This window comes from Dermacoccus sp. MPR-E5 (assembly GCF_058809565.1).
The window spans coordinates 132,653-155,641 of record NZ_JBXASS010000005.1 but is presented as its reverse complement, the minus strand read 5'-3'; the positions used below and the strand labels follow the sequence as shown (position 1 = coordinate 155,641).

Genomic DNA, 22,989 nt, shown 5'->3' with positions numbered 1-22,989 from the left:
CCCCGTGTTCCACGTCCTTCAACCCACCCCGGCCGTGCCCTGGTACATCCACCCCGCGCAGGCTCCGCTCGCCTGGCAGCGCCTCGCCGAGGGCGCGTTCGGTTTCGGCTTCGTCGTCGTCAACATCGAGAACGGGCCCGGCCGCGGACCACAGGATCCCTACTACCGCGAACCGCTCGCGCGCGGGCTCGCCACGACGACGGTCGGGTACGTCAACGTCGGCTACGGCCAGCGCCCCTGGGGTGACGTGCTCGAGCAGGTCGAACAGTGGCAGCGGTGGTACGGCATCCACGACGTCATGCTCGACTGCGTCCCGTCGCAGGATCGTCAGGGCGCCTGGTCGGTCGAGTGGATCGACGCGCTGCGGCGTGCCGGGGTCGAGCACGTCATCGCCAACCCCGGCGTCGTGCCAACGCGACGCCTCGTCGAGACGGCCGACGTCACCTGTGTGGCCGAGGCTGCCTGGCAGGACTACGCCCACCTGCAGATGCCCGAGTGGTTGCAGGCGGTCAGCCCGCACAAGCAGTGGCACCTCGTGCACGGCGTGCCACCCGAGCACCTCGCCTCCGTGCCGGCCCTGGCCGCGAGCCGCGGGGCGCACTTCAGCTGGGCCACCGACCGTGGCCTGCCCAACCCGTGGGACGTGCTGCCCGCGCCGTACGCCGACTGTCACCCTGAACTCGTGAAGGCACGATGAAGACCTCGCTCCCCGCAGCGGGCGCGCTCGTGCTCGCGCTCACGACGAGTGCGTGCGCGGCCACGGACGACCAGGCCCTCCCGCCGTCCGCGAGTGCCGCCGGAACGGCCCCGAGCGCCGCAACGTCGAACGGCAAGCCGGGCGCCACGTGGTGGAAGCCCGCGCGTGGGCAGAGCTGGCAGATCCAGTACAGCGGCGCGCTCGACACCTCCGTCAAGGCATCGGTCTACAACCTCGACTGGGAGGGGACGAGCACGAAGACCGTCACCGCTCTGCACCGGCGCAACATCAAGGTGATCTGCTACATCAACGCCGGCGGGTACGAGCAGTGGCGTCCGGACGCGAAGAAGTTCCCCGCGTCGACGCTCGGCAAGCCGCTCGATGACTGGCCGGGCGAGCGCTGGCTCGACGTGCGCCAGCGCGCCAAGCTGGCGCCGATCATGGCCAAGCGCATGGACGTGTGCAAGGCGAAGGGCTTCGACGCCGTCGACCCTGACAACATGGACGGTTACGCCGCGACGAGCGGGTTCCCCATCAAGCAGTCCGACGCCGTCGCCTACCAACGTCAGCTCATCGCCGACGCGCACAAGCGGGGCCTGGCGATCGGCCTGAAGAACAGCCTGGAAATCCTCCCGCAGTTGCAGACGAGCATCGACTTCGCCGTCAACGAAGAATGTGTCGCCTACGACGAGTGCGACCGCTACGCGCCGATGCTCGCGGCGAACAAGCCTGTCTTCAACGTCGAGTACTCCGGTTCCGCGGCCAGCGTGTGCTCGCGCGTGCCCAAGGGCATGAGCACGATCATCAAGCCCCTCGAGCTGACGGCCAAGCGCACCGCCTGCTGACGTACGCTCGGGGCTGCCTCGGACGTGCGGGCCTGAGCGCACGCGTTATGCGTGCGGGCTGGAGCGCTCACGGCCTGCTGCCGTCGTTAGCGTGAGGATGCGGGCGGTCGGTCGACTCGGCGCACGCCCGGCTGATGCGGCCGGGTCCCCACACCGAATGGGGTGAAACCCGGCCGCGTTCTCGCGTCTCAGGCGCCCACGTAGGCCTTGAGGTGCTCGCCGGTGTGCGTCGTCGCATCGGCGACGAGGTCGGCTGGGGTGCCCTCGAAGACGACGCGCCCACCGTCGTGTCCCGCGCCGGAGCCGAGGTCGATGATCCAGTCCGCGTGGGCCAGACCCGAATGCACGACCTCGACCGGCAGATGGCCGAGAAGGAGGAGCGCGAGGCGCTCGCTCGCGAGGTGCACGACGTCCTGGGCCACCGGTTGAGCCTGCTGTCGATGCAGGCCAACGCGCTCGAGATCGAGGCGCAGGAGGCCGGCGCACCCGACGTCGAGAAGCGCGCCCGGCAACTCCAGGAGGGCGCGGCAGGGTCGATGGACGACCTGCGCTCGCTGCCCGCGATGCTGCGCACCGGCCAGTCGGCGCCCGATGAGCACCACGCTCTCGCCGATATCGCCGAGCTGGTGCGAGAGTGCATCGACGCGGGCACGCCCGTCAGCTCGAACGTGTTCGTCGATCAGTCGCACCCCCTGGACCCCGTCATCTCGCGCAGCGCGTACCGCATCACCACCGAACTGCTGACGAACGCGCGCAAGCACGCGCCGGGCTCTCTCGTGCAGCTCGACATCCGCGGTGACGCGCGCGGTGGCATCACGATCTCGACGACCAACCCGCTGCCCGATGTCGCGCGCGCTGCCCGATCGGATGGTTCGGGAACCGGCCTGACGGGCGTGGCGCAGCGCGCTCAGGACGTCGGAGGATCGTTCTGGGCAGGCCCGTCACCCGACGGTCGCCGCTTCACCGCGAGCGCCACGCTGCCGTGGACGATGCCGCGTGTCTGACGACGGCTCGATCCACGGCACCACACGTGTCGAATGCGACGAGAGTACGAAAGCAGTTGAGCATGAACGACATTGACCGCCCCGACGGCGCATCCCTTCCGGCCCATGACGGCGCTGAGCGCGCGATCCGCGTCATGGCCGTCGACGACGACCCTATGGTGCTCGACCTCATCCGCGTCATGCTCAAGGCCGCGCCCGGTATCGAACTCGTCGCGACGGCGAGCGACGGCGACGAGGTGATCGGGGTCGTCACAGCACATCACCCGGATGTCGTCCTCATGGACGTGCGTATGGAGCGCATCAACGGCATCGACGCGACGCGCGCACTGACGAAGCGGCCGAACGCACCGCGCGTCATCATTCTCACGACGTTCGACGAGCAGGAGTACGTGCCGCAGGCAATGGACGCCGGTGCCGTCGGGTTCATCCTCAAGGCGTCAGCGCGCGAGGCGCTGTACGGCGCGATCCGCGACGCACACGAGGGGCGCAGCCCCATGTCGCCCGCGAGCGCTGCGCATCTGCGCACCGGATACCTCGACGCCGGGGGCGCCGCGCGCATGGACGCTCGCGCGAAGCTCGCACGGTTGAGTGACCGTGAGCGCGAGATCGTCGAGATGGTGGCGCAGGAGATGTCGAACCCCGCCATCGCCGCCGCATTGTTCTTGAGCGAGAGCACGGTGAAACAACACCTGACGTCGGCCGCCACCAAACTCGGCGTGACAGGCCGCGTCGGCATCGCGATGGTCCTGGCCCGGGCGGAATAGCGTCGAGGATGCGGTTCCTCACAGACGGCAGCCACGACCCGAACGGAGGCGCACCCGTGGCGCGGTGCCCGTCCGGCGCGCTCGAGGTGCACGAACACGACGCGATTTCCTGACGGTTTCCTCGGACGCGACGACTCACCGCCTCATCTCTTCATCTCGCGGGCTGACGCACATGAGGAAGCCTGACGCGCTTACCACCCGCACTCGCGCCACCCAGCGCACGAGGGGGGATCGTCAGCGAGCCGAGTCGAGGCGCGCCATATGAGCGTCGCTGAGCTTCGGAGCAGCCAGTGCGGCGTCGAGCTGCGCGAGCGAACTTGCCCCGACGATTGGGCGCATCGACGGGCTGCCCTGCACGAGCCAGGACAGCACGCCCTGCCCGGGCTGCGCGCCCAGTTCGTCAGCCACCGACCGCAGCGCCGAGAGGCGACGCGTCGTCCCCGGGTGGTCGTAGACCTCGGGCAGCGGCCGGTCGTCACGGTCATACGCACCCTGGATCAGCGGGCTGTAGGCCCAGCACTCGAGGTCGTCATGCGTCTCGAGATAGTCGATCGTCTCGTCGCTGACGAACCCGAAACGGTGATCCTTGCCCGGCACCTGCGTGTCGGGGCGCGGGCGGACGTACGACGTCGTCAGCTGCAGCGCCGTGAACGGCTCGACGCCCTGCTCGGCGGCCAGCATGCGTGCCTGCTCGACGCGCCACGTCGGGTGGTTGCTCACACCGAGCCGGCTCACCTTCCCTCGCGCAACAAGGGAACCCAGCGCCGCGACGACGTCGGGCATCGGCGTCGAACGATCCTCACCGTGCGCCCAGTAGACATCGACGACGTCGATGCCGAGACGTTCGCGGCTTCGCTCGAACTGGGTGGCGATGACGTCAGGCGCGAGGCCCTCCCATTCGGTGAAGTCGCCGGCCCGCGCCGGTTCCTGACCCACCTTCGTCGCAATCGTCAAACCTTCGCGGATGCCGGCGTTGGCGCGCAGCCACGCCCCGATCGTCTGCTCGCTCTGGCCGCCCGCACCCGTCGGATTCGCCCAGAACGCATAGCAATTGGCCGTGTCGAGCGTGCGCCCACCGGCGTCGACGTAGCGATCCATTAGGGCGAACGACGTCGCCTCGTCCGTCTTCGTGCCGAAATGCATCGTGCCGAGGACGAGATGCGGGGCGATCCAAGAAGTCATGCGCCCATCCAACACGCAGCTGGCCACGCACCTCAACGTGGAGGGGCGGCCTCGAGACCCCTGATCCCGCCGGCCCACAGGAAACCCCTCGCCGCACACGTCGGGCCAAGAAGTGCCTCGTGCGATCTCGTAGCCCGGCGGCGGCGCGCGAAACACACGAGATAGAGCACTGCCGTGCGGTACGCCGGCACGCCATCACCACCGGCCTCGACGGAACCACCACACCCCGCGCGCACGTCACGCCAGCACACTATCGAGGGAAGCAAGACATGCGCCGGTCCATCATCATCACCCTCGCCGTCGCGGTGCTGGGCATCATCGGCGCCGTTTCGGCGTTCGCGCTGTCGTCCCGAATCGGTGCCCCAGGCGGGCACGGCGGATCGGAGCCCGCACAGCCGGACCGGGCGATCGCGCGCGACATCGAGAATGCCGTGCGCCACCAGCCTGGTGTGGCGAATTCGCGCGTCGTCATGAAGGTGAACTGCATCGACGGCTGCCAGGGCCGTGACCAGGAGTTCACGGTCGACGTCACGCTGACGGACGACGCCAGCGCACGCCACGTGCTCGACGTCAACCGCACGATCAACGAGCTCTACCCGCGCACGGCTCCGCCGGAGTGGGCACGTTCTCCCGGGCGAATCCGCTTCAGCCTGCACTCGCCGCAGGACGGTGCTCTCATCGTGCCGACCTCCAACGGCAGCCACGGCACGGCTTCGTCACCGACCAGGGCCAGCGCGTTGACGAGCACGCAGGTCGACGCGTTCGTGGCGGCTGCCCGCGTCAACCCGTCGTCGTCGGCGTCATGGTCGTCGTCAGGCAGGGACGACGCGCCGTCGTTCGTCGTTCGCTCCACCATCAAGACCAGCGATTGCGCGACGCTCGACGCGACGGCCGCGAACACCGTCACCGCGCTGTCGGCGATACGCCGCAAGGGCACGCCAGCGGAGTTTCACTTCCGGTGCGAGCACGCCGCGGGTGAGGTGCCGATCGGCGCGACGACGCACACGACCGGATGGTCGACGATGACCGACACCCTGTCGCGACTCATGACCCCGCCGGCGGGCAGCAGGTCGTACCGACGTGACGGCGTCTACCTGAAGCACAAGCACCACAGCGCCGTCCTCACGGTGACGGGCCACCCGTCGAATGCGACGTCCGAGGTGAAGAACGACGCGACGACGGTCGTGGCGCAGCTTCGCGCACTCGAGGTGCCTACGCCCACGCTGGACCTGCGGCCCGCACCGTGACCGGCGGCGCTCGACGGTGAACGCATGACGCGTCATGAACACGCGAACGCCCGGCACCCCTCGTCGGGGCGCCGGGCGTTCGTCGAGGCTCAGGCCTGGGCTGCGGTCTCTTCGCTCTCGGCGCGACCGCAGTTGCACCCGCCGCAGCCGCAGCCGCCACCGGCGCCCACGCCAGCTTCGCGGGCCTTGGCGTCGGCCTCCATCTTTGCGCGGATGTCGTCCATCGGCAGCTCACGGATCTGACGGATCAGGTCCTCGACGGCCGCCGCGGGCAGCACGCCCGAGTTGGAGAACACCATGAGGCCGTCGCGGAACGCCATGAGCGTCGGGATGGACTGGATGTTCGCGGCCGCCGCGAGCTCCTGCTCGGCATCGGTGTCGACCTTCGCGAAGACGATGTCGTCGTGCTTCTCGCTCGCCGCTTCGAACACGGGCGCGAACTGACGGCACGGGCCGCACCAGGCCGCCCAGAAGTCGACGAGGACGATGCCGTTGTTCTCGATGGTCTCGGTGAACTTCTCACCGGTCAGTTCGATGGTTGCCACAGGCCTTGCTCCTCGAAAAAAGATTGTGGTTCGTCGGCCATTCAAACAAACACCGGAGGCAATCTCTTCCCGCCGCGCTCGCCCGCCAGAACCGCTCGCCGCGCGGGCCGTGGAACCGGCGCGCGGGCGTTGCCGTCCAAACACCATGACAACGACACGACGCTGGCCGCTGACGGTGGCGCTCGCCCTGGTGGTGGCGCTGATCGCGGCCGGTGTCGCCGTCGTCAACCTCACAAGGCACGATTCCTCGTTCCGCGAACCGACCCAGCCGGCGCCTGCCTACGCACATGCTCTCGAGGAGCAACTCGAAAAGCGGCCCGGCGTGGCACGGGTTCGCGCCGAGGAAGCGATCGAGTGCATCGACGGCTGCAAGGGTCAGCGCTACGGGTTCGACGTCGCCATCGACCTCACGGACGACGCGACGGCCGCGAACGTTCGGGACGCCGCGGCCTTCGTCCGCAGCCGCTACCCCGAGGGCGCGTACCCAATGGCGGCAAACATCCCAGCGTCCATCCACTTCTTCACCGCCGGGTTGAACGCGAGCGGCGACAACAGCCTCGCCGTGACCACCTCCGGCCCAGCCCTGACGACGGCGCAGGCGCAGGCCTATCTCGACGTGGCGCGCACGAACCCGCGGACGGAAGCGCGCTTGCTCCCCGACCGCGCACAGCCCGCGGCGAAGGCGACCTTCGTCGTGGAATCCGACGTCATCGCAACGAAGTGCGAGGATCTCGACCGAGTGACCGCTCCGACGGTCGCCGTCCTGCGCAAGGTGGCCGGCACCGACGGCATAAGCACGCATCTGACCTTCCGGTGTGCGCAGACGTACGCCACCGTCGCCGTGGGTCCGACGACGCGGACCCACGGATGGTCGGATGCCGCGACGGCCTTGAGCACACTGGAAGCGACGCCGCAATCGAGCGCCGCGGAGAGGCCCTACGTTCGCCTCGGCGTGCGAGACGGCGCAACACGCCTGACGGTGAGCGCCCGCTCCGACGACGCGGTGAGCCCGGAAACCCGCCGTCGTGCGGGCGTCGTCATCGAGCGCCTTCGCACGGTGGGCGCGGTGAATCCTCAGCTCGATCTCGACTGAGTCGCCCTCGCCTGACTCGACGTCGACGTCACGCCTCCAGGCGAGGCGGGCGGCGCCGATAGCTCGCTGGCGTCGCCGACATCCGAATCGGGTTGGCGACCTGCGCGACGCCCTCGACGTCGACACGCATGTCGAGGCCGACCGACTCGGCAAGCGCGAACGCCTGCGCGAGATCGTTGACGGGCCCGGCGGGCACACCGGCGTCCGCGAAACGCTCGGCCCATTCCTGCGCCCCATGTGCCGACAGCGCCTCGAGCATCAGCGGGACGAGGTCGTCGCGATGCTCGACCCGCGCGGAGTTGGTCGCAAAGCGGGCGTCCTGCGTCCACTCGTCGTGACTGAGCACCTCTGCGGCGCAGGCGAACTGGCGATCATTGCCGACGGCGATGGCGAGCGGCCGATCCGCGGTCTCGAACACTTCGTACGGCACGAGCGACGGGTGACGGTTGCCCATGCGGCGCGGCACGGCCCCCGTCATGACGTGCGCGCCGGCCTGATTCGTCAGCGCCGACAGCAGGGACGACAGCAACGACACCTCGACGAGTTGCCCCTCCCCTGTCGCGTCGCGATGCCGCAACGCCGCGAGCATGCCGACGGCAGCATGCAGACCGGTGACGACGTCGACGAGCGCGACGCCGACCTTCGTCGGCTCGTCGGGCGGCCCGGTCACCGACATGAGGCCACCGACTGCCTGCACGAGCAGGTCGTACCCGGGCAACGACGACTCACCGAAACCGGTGATCGAGACGTAGACGACGTCAGGGTTCCACTCGCGCACCTGCTCATACCCGAGCCCCAGCCGCGCCATCGTCCCCGGCAAGAAATTCTCGACGACGACGTCGGCGCGCGTCACGAGATCGCGTGCGGCGGCGAGATCGTCCGCCTCGCGAAGATCCCAGAACTCGCTGCGCTTGTTGCGGTTGACCGACAGGAAGTACGTCGCCTCCCCGTCCTCGGTGAACGGCGGACCCCAGGCGCGCGTGTCGTCACCGCCGTCAGGGCGCTCGATCTTGACGACGTCGGCGCCCAGGTCGCCGAGCAGCATCGTCGCGTAAGGGCCGGCCAGGACACGGCCGAAGTCGGCGATGAGCAGGCCGTCGAGAGCGGATGGCACGGAGGCTCCTCGGGGGAAAGTTGGACGAACGAACGTGGACGAGATTCGCCGATGGGAACAGGAATCGCAGATGAGGCGGGCGCGCGACGCTCAGCGACCCGCCGGGCGGGCGTCATCGGACGACGGTGCGTCCGGCGCGTCACCCCAGGCGGAGCCGAAGTCGCGATCGAGTTCAGTCACCGTCTTGTTGCGCAGCCCCCACAGGTACACGGCGAGCGACACTGCGACGCACGCGAGCAGGTAGACGCGGAAGCCCTTCTCGTTGCCATGGGAGGCGAACCAGGTGCCGATGTAGGGCGCGGTGCCACCGAAGACGGCGTTCGCGAGGCCGTATCCGAGTCCGACGCCGAGGGCGCGCACGCGCGTCGGGAAGAGCTCGGCCTTCGCGACAGCGTTGACCGACGTGTAGAACGCGACGATGAGCAGCGCGAACAGCTGCAGCCCGAACGCCGCGAGGCCCGATTCGACCGAACGGATCGCGCCGAGCACCGGCCACGTGATGATGAGCGAGCCGACGCCGAAGATGAGCAGCATGGTGCGTCGCCCGATCTTGTCGGACAGCAGTCCGTACAGCGGCTGCACGATCATGAACACCGTCAGCGCGCACAGGTTGACGATCGAGACGGTGTCCGCGTCGAGCCCCGCCACCTTCTTCATGTAGCTCTGCATGAGGGTCGTGTAGACGTAGAACGACGTCGTCCCGCCGATCGTCAGGCCGACGACGACGATGAACGGCCGCCAGTACTCGCGGAACAGCAGGCCGAGCGAGCCCTTGTTCTCGGTCGAGGTACCTGCCGCAGCGCCACCCGAGGCGGTATCCGCGACGTCAGCCGTCTCGTCCATGCTGCGCCGCAGCCACAGCACGACGAGTGCGCCCGCGGCGCCGATGAAGAACGGCAGACGCCACCCCCAGGTGTGCATCTGCTCCTTGTCGAGCACGTGCTGGAGGACGACCTGCAGCAACGCTGCGAGCACCTGGCCGCCGACGAGCGTCACGTACTGGAAGCTCGAGTAGAACCCGCGACGGTTCGGCGTCGCGATCTCCGACATGTACGCGGCCGTCGTCCCGTATTCACCGCCGACGCTGAAGCCGCTGATCGCGCGCCCGACCCAGAGCAGGACGGTCGCCCAGATGCCGATCCGGTCGTACGTCGGCGCCGCGCCGATCATGAGGGTACCGAGCGCCATGAGCAGCACCGACGTCGTCAGGGCGGCGCGGCGACCCTTGCGGTCGGCGTAGCGTCCGAAGAACCACGACCCGATGGGCCGCATCAGGAACGTGATGGCGAAGACGGCCCACGTGTCGAGCAGCGCCTGCGTCTCATCGCCCTTGGCGAAGAAGTTCGACGCGATGTACGTCGTGAAGATCGCGTAGTTGTAGAAGTCGAACCACTCGATGAGATTGCCGAGCGAACCACGCGCGACATTGCTCATCACCGAGTTGCGACGCTCACCGCCGACGCGCGGGGCGGATGCTGTTGAGCTCATGGGATCCTCTCGGGGCGAACGTGGACGCCGTTCGCCGATGTGGACGAAAATCGCGAAGGGGGACAGGAATCGCAGATGGAGACAAGAGGTGCAGATGTGGACGAGAATCGCGGTGCAGTCAGACGCGAAAAGCCACCTTCATCGACGGCCGATACAACCTGCACCCTATGTGGTGATCGACGCCACGGGTGTGCGTGCCGCCACACGTTGTCGTACCCGCGAGTAGCGTCCGAGTAGGCTGACCACCGAACCACGCCGCTTGCGAAGGAGGGCCCGATGCGCATCGCGCTGTCCTCCTATCGCAGCAAGCCGCACAGCGGCGGCCAGGGCATCTACGTGCGTCACCTCAGCCGCGAACTCGCCGCTCTCGGCCACGACGTCACCGTCTTCTCCGGCCCTCCCTACCCCGAACTGGACGACGCCCGCCTTGTGGCTGGCCGTGCGACTGACCGGGCGACGGGTCCAGCGAGTCGCCAGACGTCGTCAGCCAAGCGGGCCGGCGCGACGGCGAGCATCGAGCCGACGAACCCCGGCAGGCTGCGCCTCGAGAAGCTGGCGAGCCTCGACCTCTACAACGATGACGACCCGTTCCGTCACCCCCATCCGCGCGAACTGCGCGACCGCATCGACGTCGTCGAATACGCGGGGATGCTGTCGGGTTCGTTTCCCGAACCACGCACGTTCGGGATGCGACTGGCGCGCGAGATGCGTACGCGGTCAAGAGAGTTCGACGTCCTGCATGACAACCAGACGCTCGCGCCGGGCCTGCTCGACATCGCGCGCGGCGGCCTGCCCGTCGTCACGACGATCCACCACCCGATCAGCGCCGACCGCCGCCTCGAGATCGAGGCCGCGACGAACCCGTGGCGCAAGTACACGAAATGGCGTTGGTACCAGTTCGTGCCGATGCAGGCGCGCGTCGCCCGCGCGAGCAGCCGCATCATCACCGTGAGCGAGACGAGCCGCGACGACATCGTCCGAGAATTCGGGGTCGACCGCGAACGCATCAGCGTCATCCCCGTCGGCGTCGACGTCGAGACGTTCACGCCCGACGCCGGCGTCGCGAAGAGTGCACCTGGGATCGCCGTCGAGACGTCCGCCCCGGGCGTCGACGTCGAGACGTTCTGGCCTGACGGTTCGGCGCGCCACCGCGTGCCCGGACGCCTGACGACGATCACGAGCGCGAACGTGCCACTCAAGGGGTTGAGCGTGCTCATCGACGCGCTCGCTTTCCTACCGCAGGACGCGTGGCGCGAACTCGTCGTCGTCGGCACACCGAACCGCGCGGTCGAGACCCAACTCGAAGCCCTCGGGTTGTCCCCTCGCGTCCGGTTCGTCAGCGGCATCAGCGACGACGACCTCGCGGGTCTACTCGCGAGCGCCGCCGTCCACGTCGTGCCGAGTCTCTATGAAGGTTTTTCGCTGCCCGCGGTCGAGGCCATGGCGTGCGGCACACCCGTCGTCGCGACGCGCGTCGGCGCGCTGCCGCAACTCGTGCACGGCACCGACGGCGAGACGTCGGCTGTCACCCGCAGCGCAGGCAGGGTTCCCGCCGCCCACGGCGGGAGCGCGGGCCCACGCCCCCACGCGACGAGCGAGCCGGACACGAGCGCTGACGCCGACGGCTCTGACGCCGGCATCCTCGTCGAGCCAGGTGATGCGCGCGCTCTCGCGGGCGGCATCGTCAGCCTGCTCGAATCCGAGGAGACCCGAACACGATTCGGACGGGTCGGTCGCCGTCGCGCCGTCACGACATACTCATGGCGGGCTGTCGCCGAGGCGACGGCCGCCGTCTACACCGAGGAGATCGCCCGATGCTGACCGTCGACTTCAACCGCTTCACCCTGGGCCCGGGCATGACGGTGCTCGACGTCGGGTGCGGGCAGGGGCGTCACAGCTTCGAGGCGCTGCGTCGCGGCGCGGACGTCACGGCGTTCGACTTCAGCCGGTCCGACCTCGACGAGGTGCAGACGATGTTCGACGCCATGGCCGCCGAGGGCCAGGTGCCTGCGAGCGGCGCCTACCGCACCGTCCAGGGTGACGCCCGCGCGATGCCGTTCGACGACGCGAGCTTCGAGCGCGTCATCGCCTCTGAAGTGCTCGAGCACATCGTCGAGGATGACGCCGCCATCGACGAGATCGTGCGCGTGACGAAGCCCGGCGGCCTCGTCGCCGTGACGGTGCCGCGGCACTGGCCGGAGAAGATCTGCTGGGCCCTGTCGACGCCCTACCACGAGGTCGAGGGTGGCCACGTGCGCATCAACAAGGCGAGCGAACTCGTCGGCAAGCTCGAGAAGCGTGGCCTGACGACGCTCGGCACGCACCACGCGCACGCGCTGCACTCGCCGTACTGGTGGCTCAAGTGCGCGGTCGGGGTCGACAACGACACCAACCCCGCCGTCAAGGCGTATCACCGCATGCTCGTCTGGGACATGATGAAGGCGCCGGCGCTGACGCGTCAGGCCGAGAAGGCGCTCAACCCCGTCATGGGCAAGAGCTTCGTCGTGTACCTGCAGAAGCAGTACTGAGCCCCGTCGCGCCGATGACGCCAGCCCTCACCAGTGAACAAGTCTGCGAGACAGGCCTGTTCATTGCTCGCCTCCAGGGCGACGACGGCGCGCTGCCGTGGTTCGTCGGCGGGCAGTGGGACGCCTGGAACCACACCGAGGCACTCATGGGCCTGACGATCGCCGCCCATGTTTCACGTGAAACCGGATCACCACGTGTCAATCACACCGCCGAGCAGCTGAGCGAACGTGCCCGTCTCGGCCTGCAGCACCTGCGCGAAACGCAGCGTGAGGACGGCTCGTGGCCGATGCACGTGCGAGACGGCGTCGTCGAACTGGACGAGAGCGACACGAACCAGTGCGCCTACCCGGCCGTCGGCGTCTGGCATCTCGCGCTCGTCACCGGCGCAGGGCGCGGCGTCGGCCCCGACCGCGGCATCCTCGTCGAGAACTGGCCGATGGTCCGTGCGGCGATCCGACACGCTCTGACGGCCCAGCGCGACGACGGCACGATCGCCTGGGCGATCAACCGTCGCGGCGGCCTCGGCGACCATGCGTTGCTCACCGGCAACGCCAGCATCCTGCAGTCGCTGTGGGCCGCGGCCGCCATCGCGGATACCCTCGGCCACATCGATGACGCTGCATCCTGGCGCGAATCCGGCGCCCGGCTCGCGGCAGCGGTGCGTCAGGTCGAACTGTTCGCCGACCGTCGCCGCTTCTCGATGGACTGGTTCTACCCCGTCCTCGGCGGCGCGCTCGTCGGCGACCACGCTGCCACGCACCTGCGTCGCGACTGGGATCGCTTCGTCATCGAGGGCCAGGGGGTCCGCTGCGTCGACGACCGACCGTGGGTCACCGGCGGGGAGAGCGCCGAACTCGTCATGGCGCTGTGTTGCCTCGACGGCACGCCGCACGAAGATCGCGCGCGACGCGAGGCCCGCGCCGTCTTCGCGGACCTGCAGCACACACGCGACACGAGCGGCGGCTATTGGACGGGGTACGTCGTCGACGACGACGCCGTGTGGCCCGTCGAGCAGACGGGATGGAGCGCCGGCGCGATGCTGCTCGCCGCCGATGCCCTCGACGGCCTCACGCCCGCCGCCAACTTCTTCCACGCCATGACGTGGCCGGCCCGCACGCCGAGCCATAGCGCCGCCAGAGACCACGAGGAGCCCCGATGAGCACCCCGCCCCTTCCCCAGGACGTCCTCGACGCCTTCCACGCGACGACCGGTTTCATGCCCGACGACGAAGGTCAGGCCCTGTACGAGGCGGCCGCGAGAGCCCGTCCCGGCACCTGGCTCGAGATCGGCACGTACTGCGGCAAGTCGACGGTGCTGCTCGCGCAGGCGGCGCGCGTCGTCGCCGGATCGTCCGACGCCGCAACGCAGGTGGTGACCGTCGACCATCACCACGGCAGCGAGGAGAATCAGCCCGGCTGGGAGTGGCACGACACGTCGATGGTCGATGAGCACTCGGGGCTGCTCGACACGCTGCCCGCATTTCGTCGCACGTGGGACGAGCACGTCAAGGACGTCGTCAGCATCGTCGTCGCGACGACGGCGCAGGTCGCGACGTGGTGGCGCACCCCCGTCGAGTTCCTCTTCCTCGACGGCAACCACGTCGAGGAGATGGCGCAGCACGACTACGCGGCGTTCGCGCCGCACGTCAGCGTCGGCGGGTTGCTCGCGGTGCACGACGTCTTCCCCGACCCGGCCGACGGCGGGCAGGCACCGTGGCATGTCGTCGAACGCGCCCTGGGCGACGGCTTCGAGCAGGTGTCGCAGACGGGCTCGTTGCGCATCCTGCGGCGCCGCTGACCCCAGCAACCTAATTTCGGCCTCTCCGCCACCGAATTGTTGCCCCTTGCACAACTTATGAGTCGGATCTCATAATGAATGAATGAACGGGGCGCCTGCGGCCGTCATCGTCAGCCTGGGGGAAGCCGATGAGCAATCCGATGACGAGCTTGGTGCTCGACGAGGGGATGAGCGTCGAACTGCGGGGGCAGTTGGCGCTGTGTGAGGACGAGGTCGTCCTGACGGGCTGTGGGGTGCTGCCGTTCGGTTCGCCGCCGCATCTGACGTGGGAGCAGACGCCCTTCGTAGCACTGGCCACCGACTGCGCGAAGAAGGCGCGGCCGCTCGTGGGGCAGCCCGTGTTCGGGCGTGCGACGTGGACCGGGTACGAGATCAGTGCGTGCGAACTCGAGCCGGGGGACGCTTGGGCGCACGCACACGACATCCCCGGTCCGCTGACGAAGGACCGCACCCCCGTCAGCGCGCACGTGCGCTCCGTCGAGGCCGGCCTGTTCTCGAGCGGCGCCATGCTGCGTCGCGTCCGTTTTCTCGACGACGGGCGACCGCGCGTCATCGCCAGCGCCACTGACGTCGAGCTCACGACGCGACTGCTCACACCCATCTACGGTGATGCGCTCGAGGTGCATCGCAGCCGCTGGAGCGTCAGCGAGGTGCGTGGCCTCGACGACATCCTCAACGATCTGCCCGAGGACAAGGTGCTCAAGATCGAGTACCGCATGGACGGTGACGGCACGATCAGCCGCAAGCTGCGCGTCAACTACGTCGACGATGATCTCGCGCGCTCCCTCGCCCCATTTCCGCCCGAGATGCTCGCCGTCTACGCCGTCGTCGAACCCGAGGGCGCGCCGCAGGATCGTGACCCCTGGTTTCCCGCGCGAGCCCGGCATCTCGTGCGTTCGGCCGGCACCCCCGATGTGCCGGCGCGCGAACACGCGCGCGTGTAGCGCGCGAGTGGCCCGGCACCCGGCGATGCAGACAGCGCGCCGCCGCGCAGGCCTCACAGGCCTGCGCGGCGGGCTTGTCTCGTGATTCAGCGACGACGGGTGGCGACCAAGCTCGTCGCCGTCACCGTCAGCAGCGACAGGACGATGACGCTGAGCGAGACGGCCGTCGACGGCGTCCACACCCATGACCAGACGTCGTGCGCCCAGTGCGCGATGAGCTTGTAGCCGATGAACGCGAGGATGACGGCGAGACCGTAGCCGAGGTGTACGAGCCTGCCGAGGACGCCCTCGACGAGGAAGTACAGCGCGCGCAGACCGAGCAGCGCGAACGCGTTCGTCACGAAGACGAGGTACGGGTCGGACGTGATGCCGTAGACGGCGGGCACCGAGTCGAGCGCGAACAAGGCGTCCGTCGCGAGGACGGCCAGCGTCACGACGGCCAGAGGCGTCAACGCGCGACGGACGGACCGACCGGTGGCGCCGGCGTCAGCATCTTCTCGCACGAGCATCGCGGAGCCGCGGTAGCCGTCGGTGACGGGGAAGAAACGGCGGATGACCTTGACGATGCGCATGTCACCCGGGTCGACGGTGTGGTCGTCGCCCTGACGGGTGTCGCGCCAGACCTTCACGGCCGTCCACAGCAGGAACGCGCCGAAGATGACGAACATCCAGGCGAAGTTCGTGAGCAACTGCGCGCCGAGCGCGATCATGATGGCGCGCATGACGAGGGCGCCGGCGACGCCGATGAGGAGCACCCGCTGCTGGTACATCTTGGGCACGGCGAACGCCGTCAGCAGCATCATGAACAGGAACAGGTTGTCGACGCTGAGCGACTTCTCGACGAGGTAGCCGGTGTAGAACTCGGTGCCCGTCGTCGAGCCGTGCGCGCTCCACAACCAGGCGCCGAACGCGACCGGCAACGCGATGTAGAACGTCGACCAGGCCGTCGCTTCCTTGAGCGATACCTCGTGAGGTTTGCGCGTGACGAGGAAGTCGAGCGCGAACAGGACGATGAGCCCGATGAGCGTCACGGCCCAGAGAGTGGGGGTGGCCAGGGAGTGCATGGAACTACCTCAGATCGCATGAGTGACGAACTGAGGTCTCCTTCGCCGCGGAACGATCCGCCGCTCTCGAACCGGGAGCGCGCATGATCGCGCTCGTATTGACCGGAGCCGAGACGTGGGAAGTACTCCCCTCGCCAACCATCATAGCCGATCTGCGGACCCTGCCCCACTCGACGAGCAGACTTTCTTGATTCGTTCCAGAAATCGCGGCATCATGGAGGCATGACGACGACGCCCGCCACCGATCCGCGCACCATGCTGCGTCAGGTGAACCTGCGGATCACCGGCCCGCGCGTCGCCATCCTCGACGCCCTCGAGACGCGCCCCCACTCGGATGCGGAGACCGTCATCCAGGCGGTGCGCGACAGTTACGGCAAGGTCTCGACGCAAACCGTCTACGACGCCCTGCATGCGATGACGGCGCACGGCATCATCCGCCGCATCGAGCCGGCCGGCCAATCCGCGCTCTACGAACGACGCGTCGGCGACAACCACCACCACCTCGTGTGCCGACAATGCGCGACGATCGTCGACATCCCCTGTGCCGTCGGCGACACACCGTGCCTGACGGCGGCGCACGAGTCCGAACTCAGCGAGGGGTTCGACATCGACGAGGCCGAGGTGACGTACTGGGGCGTCTGCCGCGCGTGCCGCGAGGGCGCTGCCGCAGCTTCCGCTGCGTCACCCGTCGTCGGCTGAGCCGCGCCCGAGGTTGCCGGGTCGCACGCGGGAGAACAGGGGGGCATCCGCGATCCGGTTCATCCCGACATTCGCGGGGTCGCCCGTGAGACGGTGGCTGACGTGACGAGCACACCCACCCTGCGTCCCGAGGTCGATGCGTCCGACGTCGAAGCCGCCGCCGAGCGCCTCACCGACCTGCTCAACCCCACGATGCTGTTCGAGAGCAGCCGCCTGTCGACGAAGTTCGGCGCGAGCGTCGTGCTCAAGCGCGAGGATCAGCAGCCGGTGCGCTCGTACAAGATTCGCGGAGCGAGCAACCTCATCGCGCAGCTCGACGACGACGCGCGCGCGGCGGGCGTCGTGTGCGCGTCGGCCGGCAACCATGCCCAGGGCGTCGCATACGCGTGCTCGCGCCTCGGCGTGAAGGCCACGATCTTTTTGCCTCGCACGACGCCCCGTCAGAAGCGTGAGCGGGTTCGAGTGCTCGGCGGGCCGTGGGTCGAGACGGTCGTCCAGGGCGACACGTACGACGTCGCCGCTACCGCTGCAGGAGAATTCGCTGCGACGACCGGGGCGACGCTCGTGCCCGCGTTCGACGACGTCCGCACCATCGCGGGGCAGGGCACCGTCGCGCTCGAGGCGTTCGCGCAGTGCGAGGCGCAGTACGGCAAGGTGCCGGACGTCGTCGTCGTGCCCGTCGGTGGCGGCGGGTTGCTGGCGGGCATCACGGCGTGGGTGCGGGAGCGCCATCCGTCGTCGCGCATCGTCGGCGTCGAACCGGTTGGGGCGCCGTCGCTGCAGGCGGCGCTTGCTGAGGGACGCCCGGTGGCGGTGCCGGTGACCGATCCGTTCGTCGACGGCGCGACGGTCGGCCTGCTCGGCGCGCACACGTACCCGATCATCGCTGCCGGCGGCGTGCCGTGCTTCAGCGTGCCGGAGGGGCAGATCTGCACGGAGATGCTCGACCTGTATCAGAGCGACGGCATCATCGCGGAGCCTGCCGGCGCGCTCGCGCCCGCAGCGTTGCCCGGTGTCGACTTCGCCGATGGCGAGCTCGTCCTCGCGATCCTGTCGGGCGGAAACAACGACGTGTCGCGCTATGCGGAGGTCGTCGAGCGTTCGCTCGTGTTCGAGGGCCGCAAGCATTACTTCATCGTCGAATTTCCGCAGGAACCCGGGCAGTTGAGGCGTTTTCTCGACGGGGTGCTCGGGCCTGACGACGACATCACGTTGTTCGAGTACACGAAGCGTTCCAACCGCGAGACGGGCCCGGCGCTCGTCGGCCTGGAGTTGGGCGACCCGTCGTCGTTGCCCGATCTGCTTGCGCGGATCGATGCGTCGCCGGCGCGGGTTGAGCGGGTGGATCCCGACTCGCCCCTGTTTCGGATGGTTCTCTGAGGATCTAGTGAACGAAGGTAGGACCGCAGCGTCGTGTCCGTCGAGTACGGCATGGGTGGGGTCACCGCAGCGAAGCGAGGATTGCTCCAGCCATGCCGGGCGCGGGCGGACGCGCATGTCACAGCGAGGATCCTGCCGAAGTGAACGTTGACGAAGAGAACCGAGAAGAATGGTTCTGTAGTTCTCTGACGATCACTCGATGTTGCCCGGGATCTGGGGCACGGGAGCCCCGAATCCCGGGCAACATCGCGGGTCGGCGTGGTTCGATGGGGTCTTCACGCCCCATCCAAGAGCGTCGCGGAATCACAGCGGAGGTCAACATGGCAGCAGAGCAGTTCGAGGTCGCGGCGAGTGACGGCGTCGTCATCCGCGGTCAGCGGTGGTTGCCGGACGGAGAAGCGCGCGCCGTCGTGCAGATCGCTCACGGCATGGCGGAGCATTCGGCGCGCTACGAGCGGTTCGCGCAGGAGTTGAACGCGGCCGGGTACGCCGTCTACGCGAACGATCACCGTGGGCACGGGCGCACCGCCGAGGGTGGTGTGCTCGGTCATTTCGCTGACGATGACGGGTGGGCGCGCGTCGTCGACGACCTGCTCCAGGTGACGCGGCGCGCGCAGGCCGAGGTGCCGGGTCGCCCCGTCGTCCTGCTAGGGCACAGCATGGGTTCGCTACTGGTGCGTACGTTCGCGGCGCAACACGGCGATCTACTGGCGGGTCTCATCGTCTCCGGAACGCCCGCCGATCCTGGGCTGCTGGGCCGCGTCGGACGTCAGGTCGCGCGCGCCGAGGGCCGTCTGCGGGGGCGCACGCACGCGAGCAAGCTCCTCGACACGATGTCGTTCGGGGCGTTCAACAAGCAGTTCGCGCCTGCGCGCACGGACTTCGACTGGCTCTCGCGCGACGAGGCCGCCGTCGATGACTACGTCGCCGACCCGTTGTGCGGGTTCGTCTGCACCGCCGCGTTCTACGCCGACATGCTGGGCGGGCTGCGCCTGGTCAACCGGCGTTCATTCGCGGCCGGCACGCCGTCGGATCTGCCGGTTCTCGTCATCTCCGGCGAGGCCGACCCGGCCGGCGACAACGGCAAGGGCGTGCGACCCGTCGCCGATCTGCTGCGCGGCGTCGGGGTGCACGACGTCACCCTGACGCTCTACCCCGGCGCGCGCCACGAGATCCTCCACGAGACGAACCGCGACGAGGTCGTCGCCGACATCCTCGCCTGGCTCGACGCCCACGTCTGAGCCGCCGCGGGGCGAGAGGTCGTCACCCCGGCAGTCGCCTGCGTCACCGGTCGGCCTGGCCACCATCTTCAGTGATCTGTTCGTGGCGTGGCTTGCGAAAGTGGACGACACTCGCCGATGGGGACAGGAATCGTCGATGTGTCCGGGAATCGCGGAGGGGGCCGAGATTCGCAGATGTGGACGCAAATCGCACAGGGGCGCGGTGGAGCGGGCACTCGATGCGGCGGGGCGGGCGCACGATGCGGCACGACGCAGACGGGCGTCGCGGAGGGCGGCTTGGAGGATTTGCCCCACAGAGACGTTACCGACCAGTAACGTAGGGAGCAGCATGCCCCCGCGAGGAAGGAAACGCTCATGGCTGACACGCAGCGCACCGAGGTGAACGGTCTGCAGGTCGCGACGATCCTGTACGACTTCATCAACGACCAGGTCCTGCCCGGCACCGGTATCGACGCCGACACGTACTGGAAGGGCTTCTCCGACGTCGTCGCCGAGCTCGGCCCGAAGAACCGCGCCCTGCTCGCCGAGCGTGACGACCTCCAGGCCAAGATCGACGAATACCACCGCGCCAACCCGGGCAAGCCCGACTTCGACGCGTACAAGAGCTTCCTCACCGAGATCGGCTACCTCGTCGATGCTCCGGCCGAGTTCAGCATCACGACGCAGAACGTCGACCGTGAGATCACCGACCAGGCCGGCCCGCAGCTCGTCGTGCCGATCCTCAACGCCCGCTTCGCGCTCAACGCGTCGAACGCCCGCTGGGGTTCGCTCTACGACGCGCTCTACGGCACCGACGCGATCGACGAGGCCGACGGCAAGGAGAAGGGCACCTCGTACAACACGGTGCGCGGCGACGCCGTCATCGCGTTCGCGAAGAACTTCCTCGACACTGCCGTCCCGCTCGCCGAGGGTTCGTACACCGACGTCACCGGCTTCGGCGTCGACGGCGGCGAGCTCGTCGTCCACCTCGACGGTGAGCGCACGACGTCGCTGAAGAACACTGACGAGTTCGCCGGCTACGTCGGGCTGCCTGCCCAGCCGGAGGGAATCCTGCTGAAGCACAACGGTCTTCACCTGGAGATCCAGATCGACGCCGAGTCCCCGATCGGCGCGACCGACCCGGCCGGCATCAAGGACGTCCTCGTCGAGTCGGCTGTCACGACGATCATGGACCTCGAGGATTCCGTCGCCGCCGTCGACGCCGAGGACAAGGTGCTCGGTTACACGAACTGGCTCGGCCTCAACAAGGGTGACCTCGCCGAGGAGATCACGAAGAACGGCAAGACGTTCAAGCGCGAGCTCAACCCCGACCGCGAATACGTCTCCCCCGGCGGCGACACGTTCACCCTTCCGGGCCGCTCGTTGCTGTTCGTCCGCAACGTCGGCCACCTCATGACGAGCGACGCCGTCCTCGATGCCGACGGCAACGAGATCGGCGAGGGCATCCTCGACGCCCTCGTCACCGTCCCGGCTGCGATCCACGGCTTCGCCGACAAGGACGGCGTGAGCAACACGCGCACCGGCTCGATCTACATCGTCAAGCCGAAGATGCACGGCCCGCAGGAGGTCGCGTTCGCGAACGAGCTGTTCGAGCGCGTCGAGAGCGTCGTCGGGCTGGCGAAGAACACCGTCAAGATGGGCATCATGGACGAGGAGCGCCGCACGACGGTCAACCTCTCCGCCTGCATCGACGCCGCGAAGGAGCGCGTCGTGTTCATCAACACGGGCTTCCTCGACCGCACCGGCGACGAGATCCACACGTCGATGCTCGCGGGCCCGATGATCCGCAAGGGCGAGATGAAGGGTTCCACGTGGATCAAGGCGTACGAGGACAACAACGTCGACGTGGGCCTCGCTGCCGGTCTCGCGCACAAGGCGCAGATCGGCAAGGGCATGTGGGCGATGCCCGACCTGATGAAGGACATGCTCGAGCAGAAGATCGGCCAGCCGAAGGCCGGCGCGACGACGGCGTGGGTGCCGTCGCCGACCGCCGCGACGCTGCACGCGCTGCACTACCACCAGGTCGACGTGTTCGCCGTGCAGGAGGAGCTCGCGAAGCGCAAGGCCGCGTCGGTCGACGACATCCTGCAGATCCCGCTCGCGGAGAACACGGACTGGTCGGACGCGGACAAGCGCGAGGAACTCGACAACAACTGCCAGTCGATCCTCGGCTACGTCGTGCGCTGGATCGACCAGGGCGTCGGCTGCTCGAAGGTGCCCGACATCCACGACGTCGCGCTCATGGAGGACCGGGCGACGCTGCGTATCTCCAGCCAGCTGCTCGCGAACTGGCTGCAGCACGGCATCGTCACCGAAGACGAGATCGTCGAGTCGCTGAAGCGCATGGCGCCGGTCGTCGACCAGCAGAACGCCGGTGACGCGAAGTACGAGCCCATGGCGCCGGGCTTCGACGGCATCGCGTTCAACGCGGCCAAGGAGCTGATCCTCGAGGGAACGAAGCAGCCCAACGGCTACACCGAGCCGATTCTGCACCGTCGTCGGCGAGACAAGAAAGCCGCGCGCTGAGGATCAAGCGAGCGGAGTCGAGGGTGTGGATGCCGAGCTTGCGAGGCGTTCACACCTCGGCGTAGGGAGCGTTGACGAAGCGCGCCGTGGGCTCAGTGACGATCAAGCCCGACCGAGGTAGGTCCGCGCCGGAGCGTGCGACGGCCCGGCCCTGACGAATCGGGCGCTGAGGAACTGAGCCAAGGAGTAGTCCGCGCGCAGAGGATCAAGCGAACGGAGTCGAGGGTCGCCTGACCCTCACGATGGCGCGTAACTCACAGGTAGGCACGCAACTGCACGCCTGCGCGTGAGTTACGCGCCATCGTGCGTGCTGGGGTCGGCGCGGGGCGCCCGAGGGCTGTGCGCGACCTGGGTTCCGTTGAAACGCCTAGCATTCGGACATGAAGCGCATCGACGTCCATGCTGACGGGCCCGCGAGTGTCGACGCGGCGTGGCACGCCTACGTGCACGTCGATCGGTGGCGTGACTGGTCGCCGCACATGCCGCCGGCCGAGGCGGATGCCGTGGTGATCCGTCCCGGCACGCAAGGACGATGGCGTCTCGGGCCGGTGACGGTGGGGCGGTTCGTCATCACCGACGTCGATGCGGTGGCGAGGACGTGGAGCTGGCGCGTCAGCGTCCTGGGGCTGACGACGACGGGCGAGCACCGCGTCGAGGTTCGTCGGGGCGGGTGTCGCTGCCACATGGCGATGGATCTGCCGCCCATCGTCGGGCAGGCCTACCGGCCGCTAGCGTGGTGGGCCCTCCATCGGCTCGCTCGCAGCTCGTGAGGCATCGAGGGACACGAAGGGGGTGTGGAGAAACGCGTCATCCGTGACGCGTTTCTCCAC

At 68.5% G+C, this 22,989-nt stretch carries 22 protein-coding genes; 16 read left to right on the top strand and 6 right to left on the bottom strand.

Translation table 11 applies throughout. The features are described from left to right. Positions 1-4: 4 nt before the first annotated feature. The gene (locus AC1RS9_RS05580) at positions 5-697 is read left to right on the top strand and encodes a spherulation-specific family 4 protein (RefSeq protein WP_160126260.1); all 693 of its coding nucleotides are present in this window, start codon (positions 5-7) and stop codon (positions 695-697) included. Next, positions 694-1,542 carry an endo alpha-1,4 polygalactosaminidase gene (locus AC1RS9_RS05575; RefSeq protein ID WP_062256826.1) on the top strand — a complete coding sequence of 283 codons (849 nt, stop codon included), beginning with the start codon at positions 694-696 and terminating at the stop codon, positions 1,540-1,542. Before AC1RS9_RS05580 ends, AC1RS9_RS05575 begins: the two co-directional genes overlap by 4 nt. A gap of 188 nt (positions 1,543-1,730) precedes the next feature. On the opposite strand, the gene AC1RS9_RS05570 is transcribed toward AC1RS9_RS05575, so the two are convergent. Beyond that, positions 1,731-1,889: a hypothetical protein gene (locus AC1RS9_RS05570; protein WP_160126261.1), complete on the bottom strand. Its 159-nt coding sequence runs from the start codon at positions 1,887-1,889 to the stop codon at positions 1,731-1,733. On the opposite strand from AC1RS9_RS05570, the gene AC1RS9_RS05565 reads away from it, so the two are divergent. Then, a complete protein-coding gene (locus AC1RS9_RS05565) occupies positions 1,884-2,546 on the top strand; it encodes a sensor histidine kinase (RefSeq protein ID WP_492920791.1) in 663 nt (220 codons plus the stop codon). The genes AC1RS9_RS05570 and AC1RS9_RS05565 overlap by 6 nt on opposite strands. Before the next feature lie 62 nt (positions 2,547-2,608). Continuing rightward, positions 2,609-3,310: a response regulator transcription factor gene (locus AC1RS9_RS05560; protein ID WP_492920756.1), complete on the top strand. Its 702-nt coding sequence runs from the start codon at positions 2,609-2,611 to the stop codon at positions 3,308-3,310. A gap of 234 nt (positions 3,311-3,544) precedes the next feature. Here the strand turns inward: AC1RS9_RS05560 and AC1RS9_RS05555 are convergent, their stop codons facing one another. Continuing rightward, entirely contained in the window at positions 3,545-4,492 is a 948-nt protein-coding gene (locus AC1RS9_RS05555) for an aldo/keto reductase (protein ID WP_492920754.1), read from the bottom strand. Between the two features lie 269 nt (positions 4,493-4,761). Here AC1RS9_RS05555 and AC1RS9_RS05550 point away from each other — a divergent pair, with 269 nt between their 5' ends. After that, positions 4,762-5,739 carry a hypothetical protein gene (locus AC1RS9_RS05550; RefSeq protein WP_131941821.1) on the top strand — a complete coding sequence of 326 codons (978 nt, stop codon included), beginning with the start codon at positions 4,762-4,764 and terminating at the stop codon, positions 5,737-5,739. 89 nt (positions 5,740-5,828) lie between these two features. Here the strand turns inward: AC1RS9_RS05550 and trxA are convergent, their stop codons facing one another. Further along, positions 5,829-6,284 (bottom strand): thioredoxin, encoded by a 456-nt coding sequence (trxA, locus tag AC1RS9_RS05545; RefSeq protein WP_062256812.1) that lies wholly within the window; start codon positions 6,282-6,284, stop codon positions 5,829-5,831. A 145-nt stretch (positions 6,285-6,429) separates the two neighbouring features. Between trxA and AC1RS9_RS05540 the strand changes: the two genes are divergently transcribed. Then, on the top strand, positions 6,430-7,377 hold the full coding sequence (locus tag AC1RS9_RS05540; protein WP_170957244.1) for a hypothetical protein: 948 nt from the start codon (positions 6,430-6,432) through the stop codon (positions 7,375-7,377). A 28-nt stretch (positions 7,378-7,405) separates the two neighbouring features. On the opposite strand, the gene AC1RS9_RS05535 is transcribed toward AC1RS9_RS05540, so the two are convergent. Together AC1RS9_RS05535 and AC1RS9_RS05530 are read right to left on the bottom strand one after the other, a co-directional pair. Beyond that, a complete protein-coding gene (locus AC1RS9_RS05535; protein WP_492920751.1) occupies positions 7,406-8,491 on the bottom strand; it encodes a CaiB/BaiF CoA transferase family protein in 1,086 nt (361 codons plus the stop codon). Positions 8,492-8,581: 90 nt separating this feature from the next. Next, positions 8,582-9,979 (bottom strand): MFS transporter, encoded by a 1,398-nt coding sequence (locus tag AC1RS9_RS05530; RefSeq protein WP_115296858.1) that lies wholly within the window; start codon positions 9,977-9,979, stop codon positions 8,582-8,584. A gap of 276 nt (positions 9,980-10,255) precedes the next feature. On the opposite strand from AC1RS9_RS05530, the gene AC1RS9_RS05525 reads away from it, so the two are divergent. From AC1RS9_RS05525 to AC1RS9_RS05505, 5 genes are all read left to right on the top strand, one after another. Then, entirely contained in the window at positions 10,256-11,800 is a 1,545-nt protein-coding gene (locus tag AC1RS9_RS05525; protein ID WP_492920749.1) for a glycosyltransferase family 4 protein, read from the top strand. Continuing rightward, positions 11,794-12,507: a class I SAM-dependent methyltransferase gene (locus tag AC1RS9_RS05520; RefSeq protein ID WP_259878587.1), complete on the top strand. Its 714-nt coding sequence runs from the start codon at positions 11,794-11,796 to the stop codon at positions 12,505-12,507. Before AC1RS9_RS05525 ends, AC1RS9_RS05520 begins: the two co-directional genes overlap by 7 nt. A gap of 14 nt (positions 12,508-12,521) precedes the next feature. Then, positions 12,522-13,667 carry a prenyltransferase gene (locus tag AC1RS9_RS05515; protein ID WP_492920746.1) on the top strand — a complete coding sequence of 382 codons (1,146 nt, stop codon included), beginning with the start codon at positions 12,522-12,524 and terminating at the stop codon, positions 13,665-13,667. Beyond that, positions 13,664-14,305, top strand: coding sequence for a class I SAM-dependent methyltransferase (locus AC1RS9_RS05510; protein WP_062256800.1), 642 nt, complete (start codon positions 13,664-13,666; stop codon positions 14,303-14,305). The genes AC1RS9_RS05515 and AC1RS9_RS05510 overlap by 4 nt, the downstream gene beginning before the upstream one ends. Positions 14,306-14,445: 140 nt before the next feature. After that, positions 14,446-15,249 (top strand): hypothetical protein, encoded by an 804-nt coding sequence (locus AC1RS9_RS05505; RefSeq protein ID WP_074040466.1) that lies wholly within the window; start codon positions 14,446-14,448, stop codon positions 15,247-15,249. Between the two features lie 86 nt (positions 15,250-15,335). Here AC1RS9_RS05505 and AC1RS9_RS05500 read toward each other — a convergent pair whose 3' ends face one another. Further along, positions 15,336-16,313 (bottom strand): TerC/Alx family metal homeostasis membrane protein, encoded by a 978-nt coding sequence (locus AC1RS9_RS05500; RefSeq protein WP_074040467.1) that lies wholly within the window; start codon positions 16,311-16,313, stop codon positions 15,336-15,338. A 222-nt stretch (positions 16,314-16,535) separates the two neighbouring features. On the opposite strand from AC1RS9_RS05500, the gene AC1RS9_RS05495 reads away from it, so the two are divergent. The 5 genes from AC1RS9_RS05495 (at position 16,536) to AC1RS9_RS05475 (ending at position 22,929) form a co-directional block, all read left to right on the top strand. Next, complete coding sequence (locus AC1RS9_RS05495) at positions 16,536-17,012, top strand: Fur family transcriptional regulator (protein ID WP_006946384.1); 477 nt, start codon at positions 16,536-16,538, stop codon at positions 17,010-17,012. 93 nt (positions 17,013-17,105) lie between these two features. Further along, entirely contained in the window at positions 17,106-18,392 is a 1,287-nt protein-coding gene (gene ilvA / locus AC1RS9_RS05490) for a threonine ammonia-lyase IlvA (RefSeq protein ID WP_474905438.1), read from the top strand. Between the two features lie 320 nt (positions 18,393-18,712). Then, positions 18,713-19,633 carry an alpha/beta hydrolase gene (locus AC1RS9_RS05485; RefSeq protein ID WP_006946386.1) on the top strand — a complete coding sequence of 307 codons (921 nt, stop codon included), beginning with the start codon at positions 18,713-18,715 and terminating at the stop codon, positions 19,631-19,633. 354 nt (positions 19,634-19,987) lie between these two features. After that, complete coding sequence (locus tag AC1RS9_RS05480; RefSeq protein ID WP_492920742.1) at positions 19,988-22,159, top strand: malate synthase G; 2,172 nt, start codon at positions 19,988-19,990, stop codon at positions 22,157-22,159. Between the two features lie 380 nt (positions 22,160-22,539). After that, entirely contained in the window at positions 22,540-22,929 is a 390-nt protein-coding gene (locus AC1RS9_RS05475; protein ID WP_492920740.1) for an SRPBCC family protein, read from the top strand. Positions 22,930-22,989: the final 60 nt, after the last annotated feature.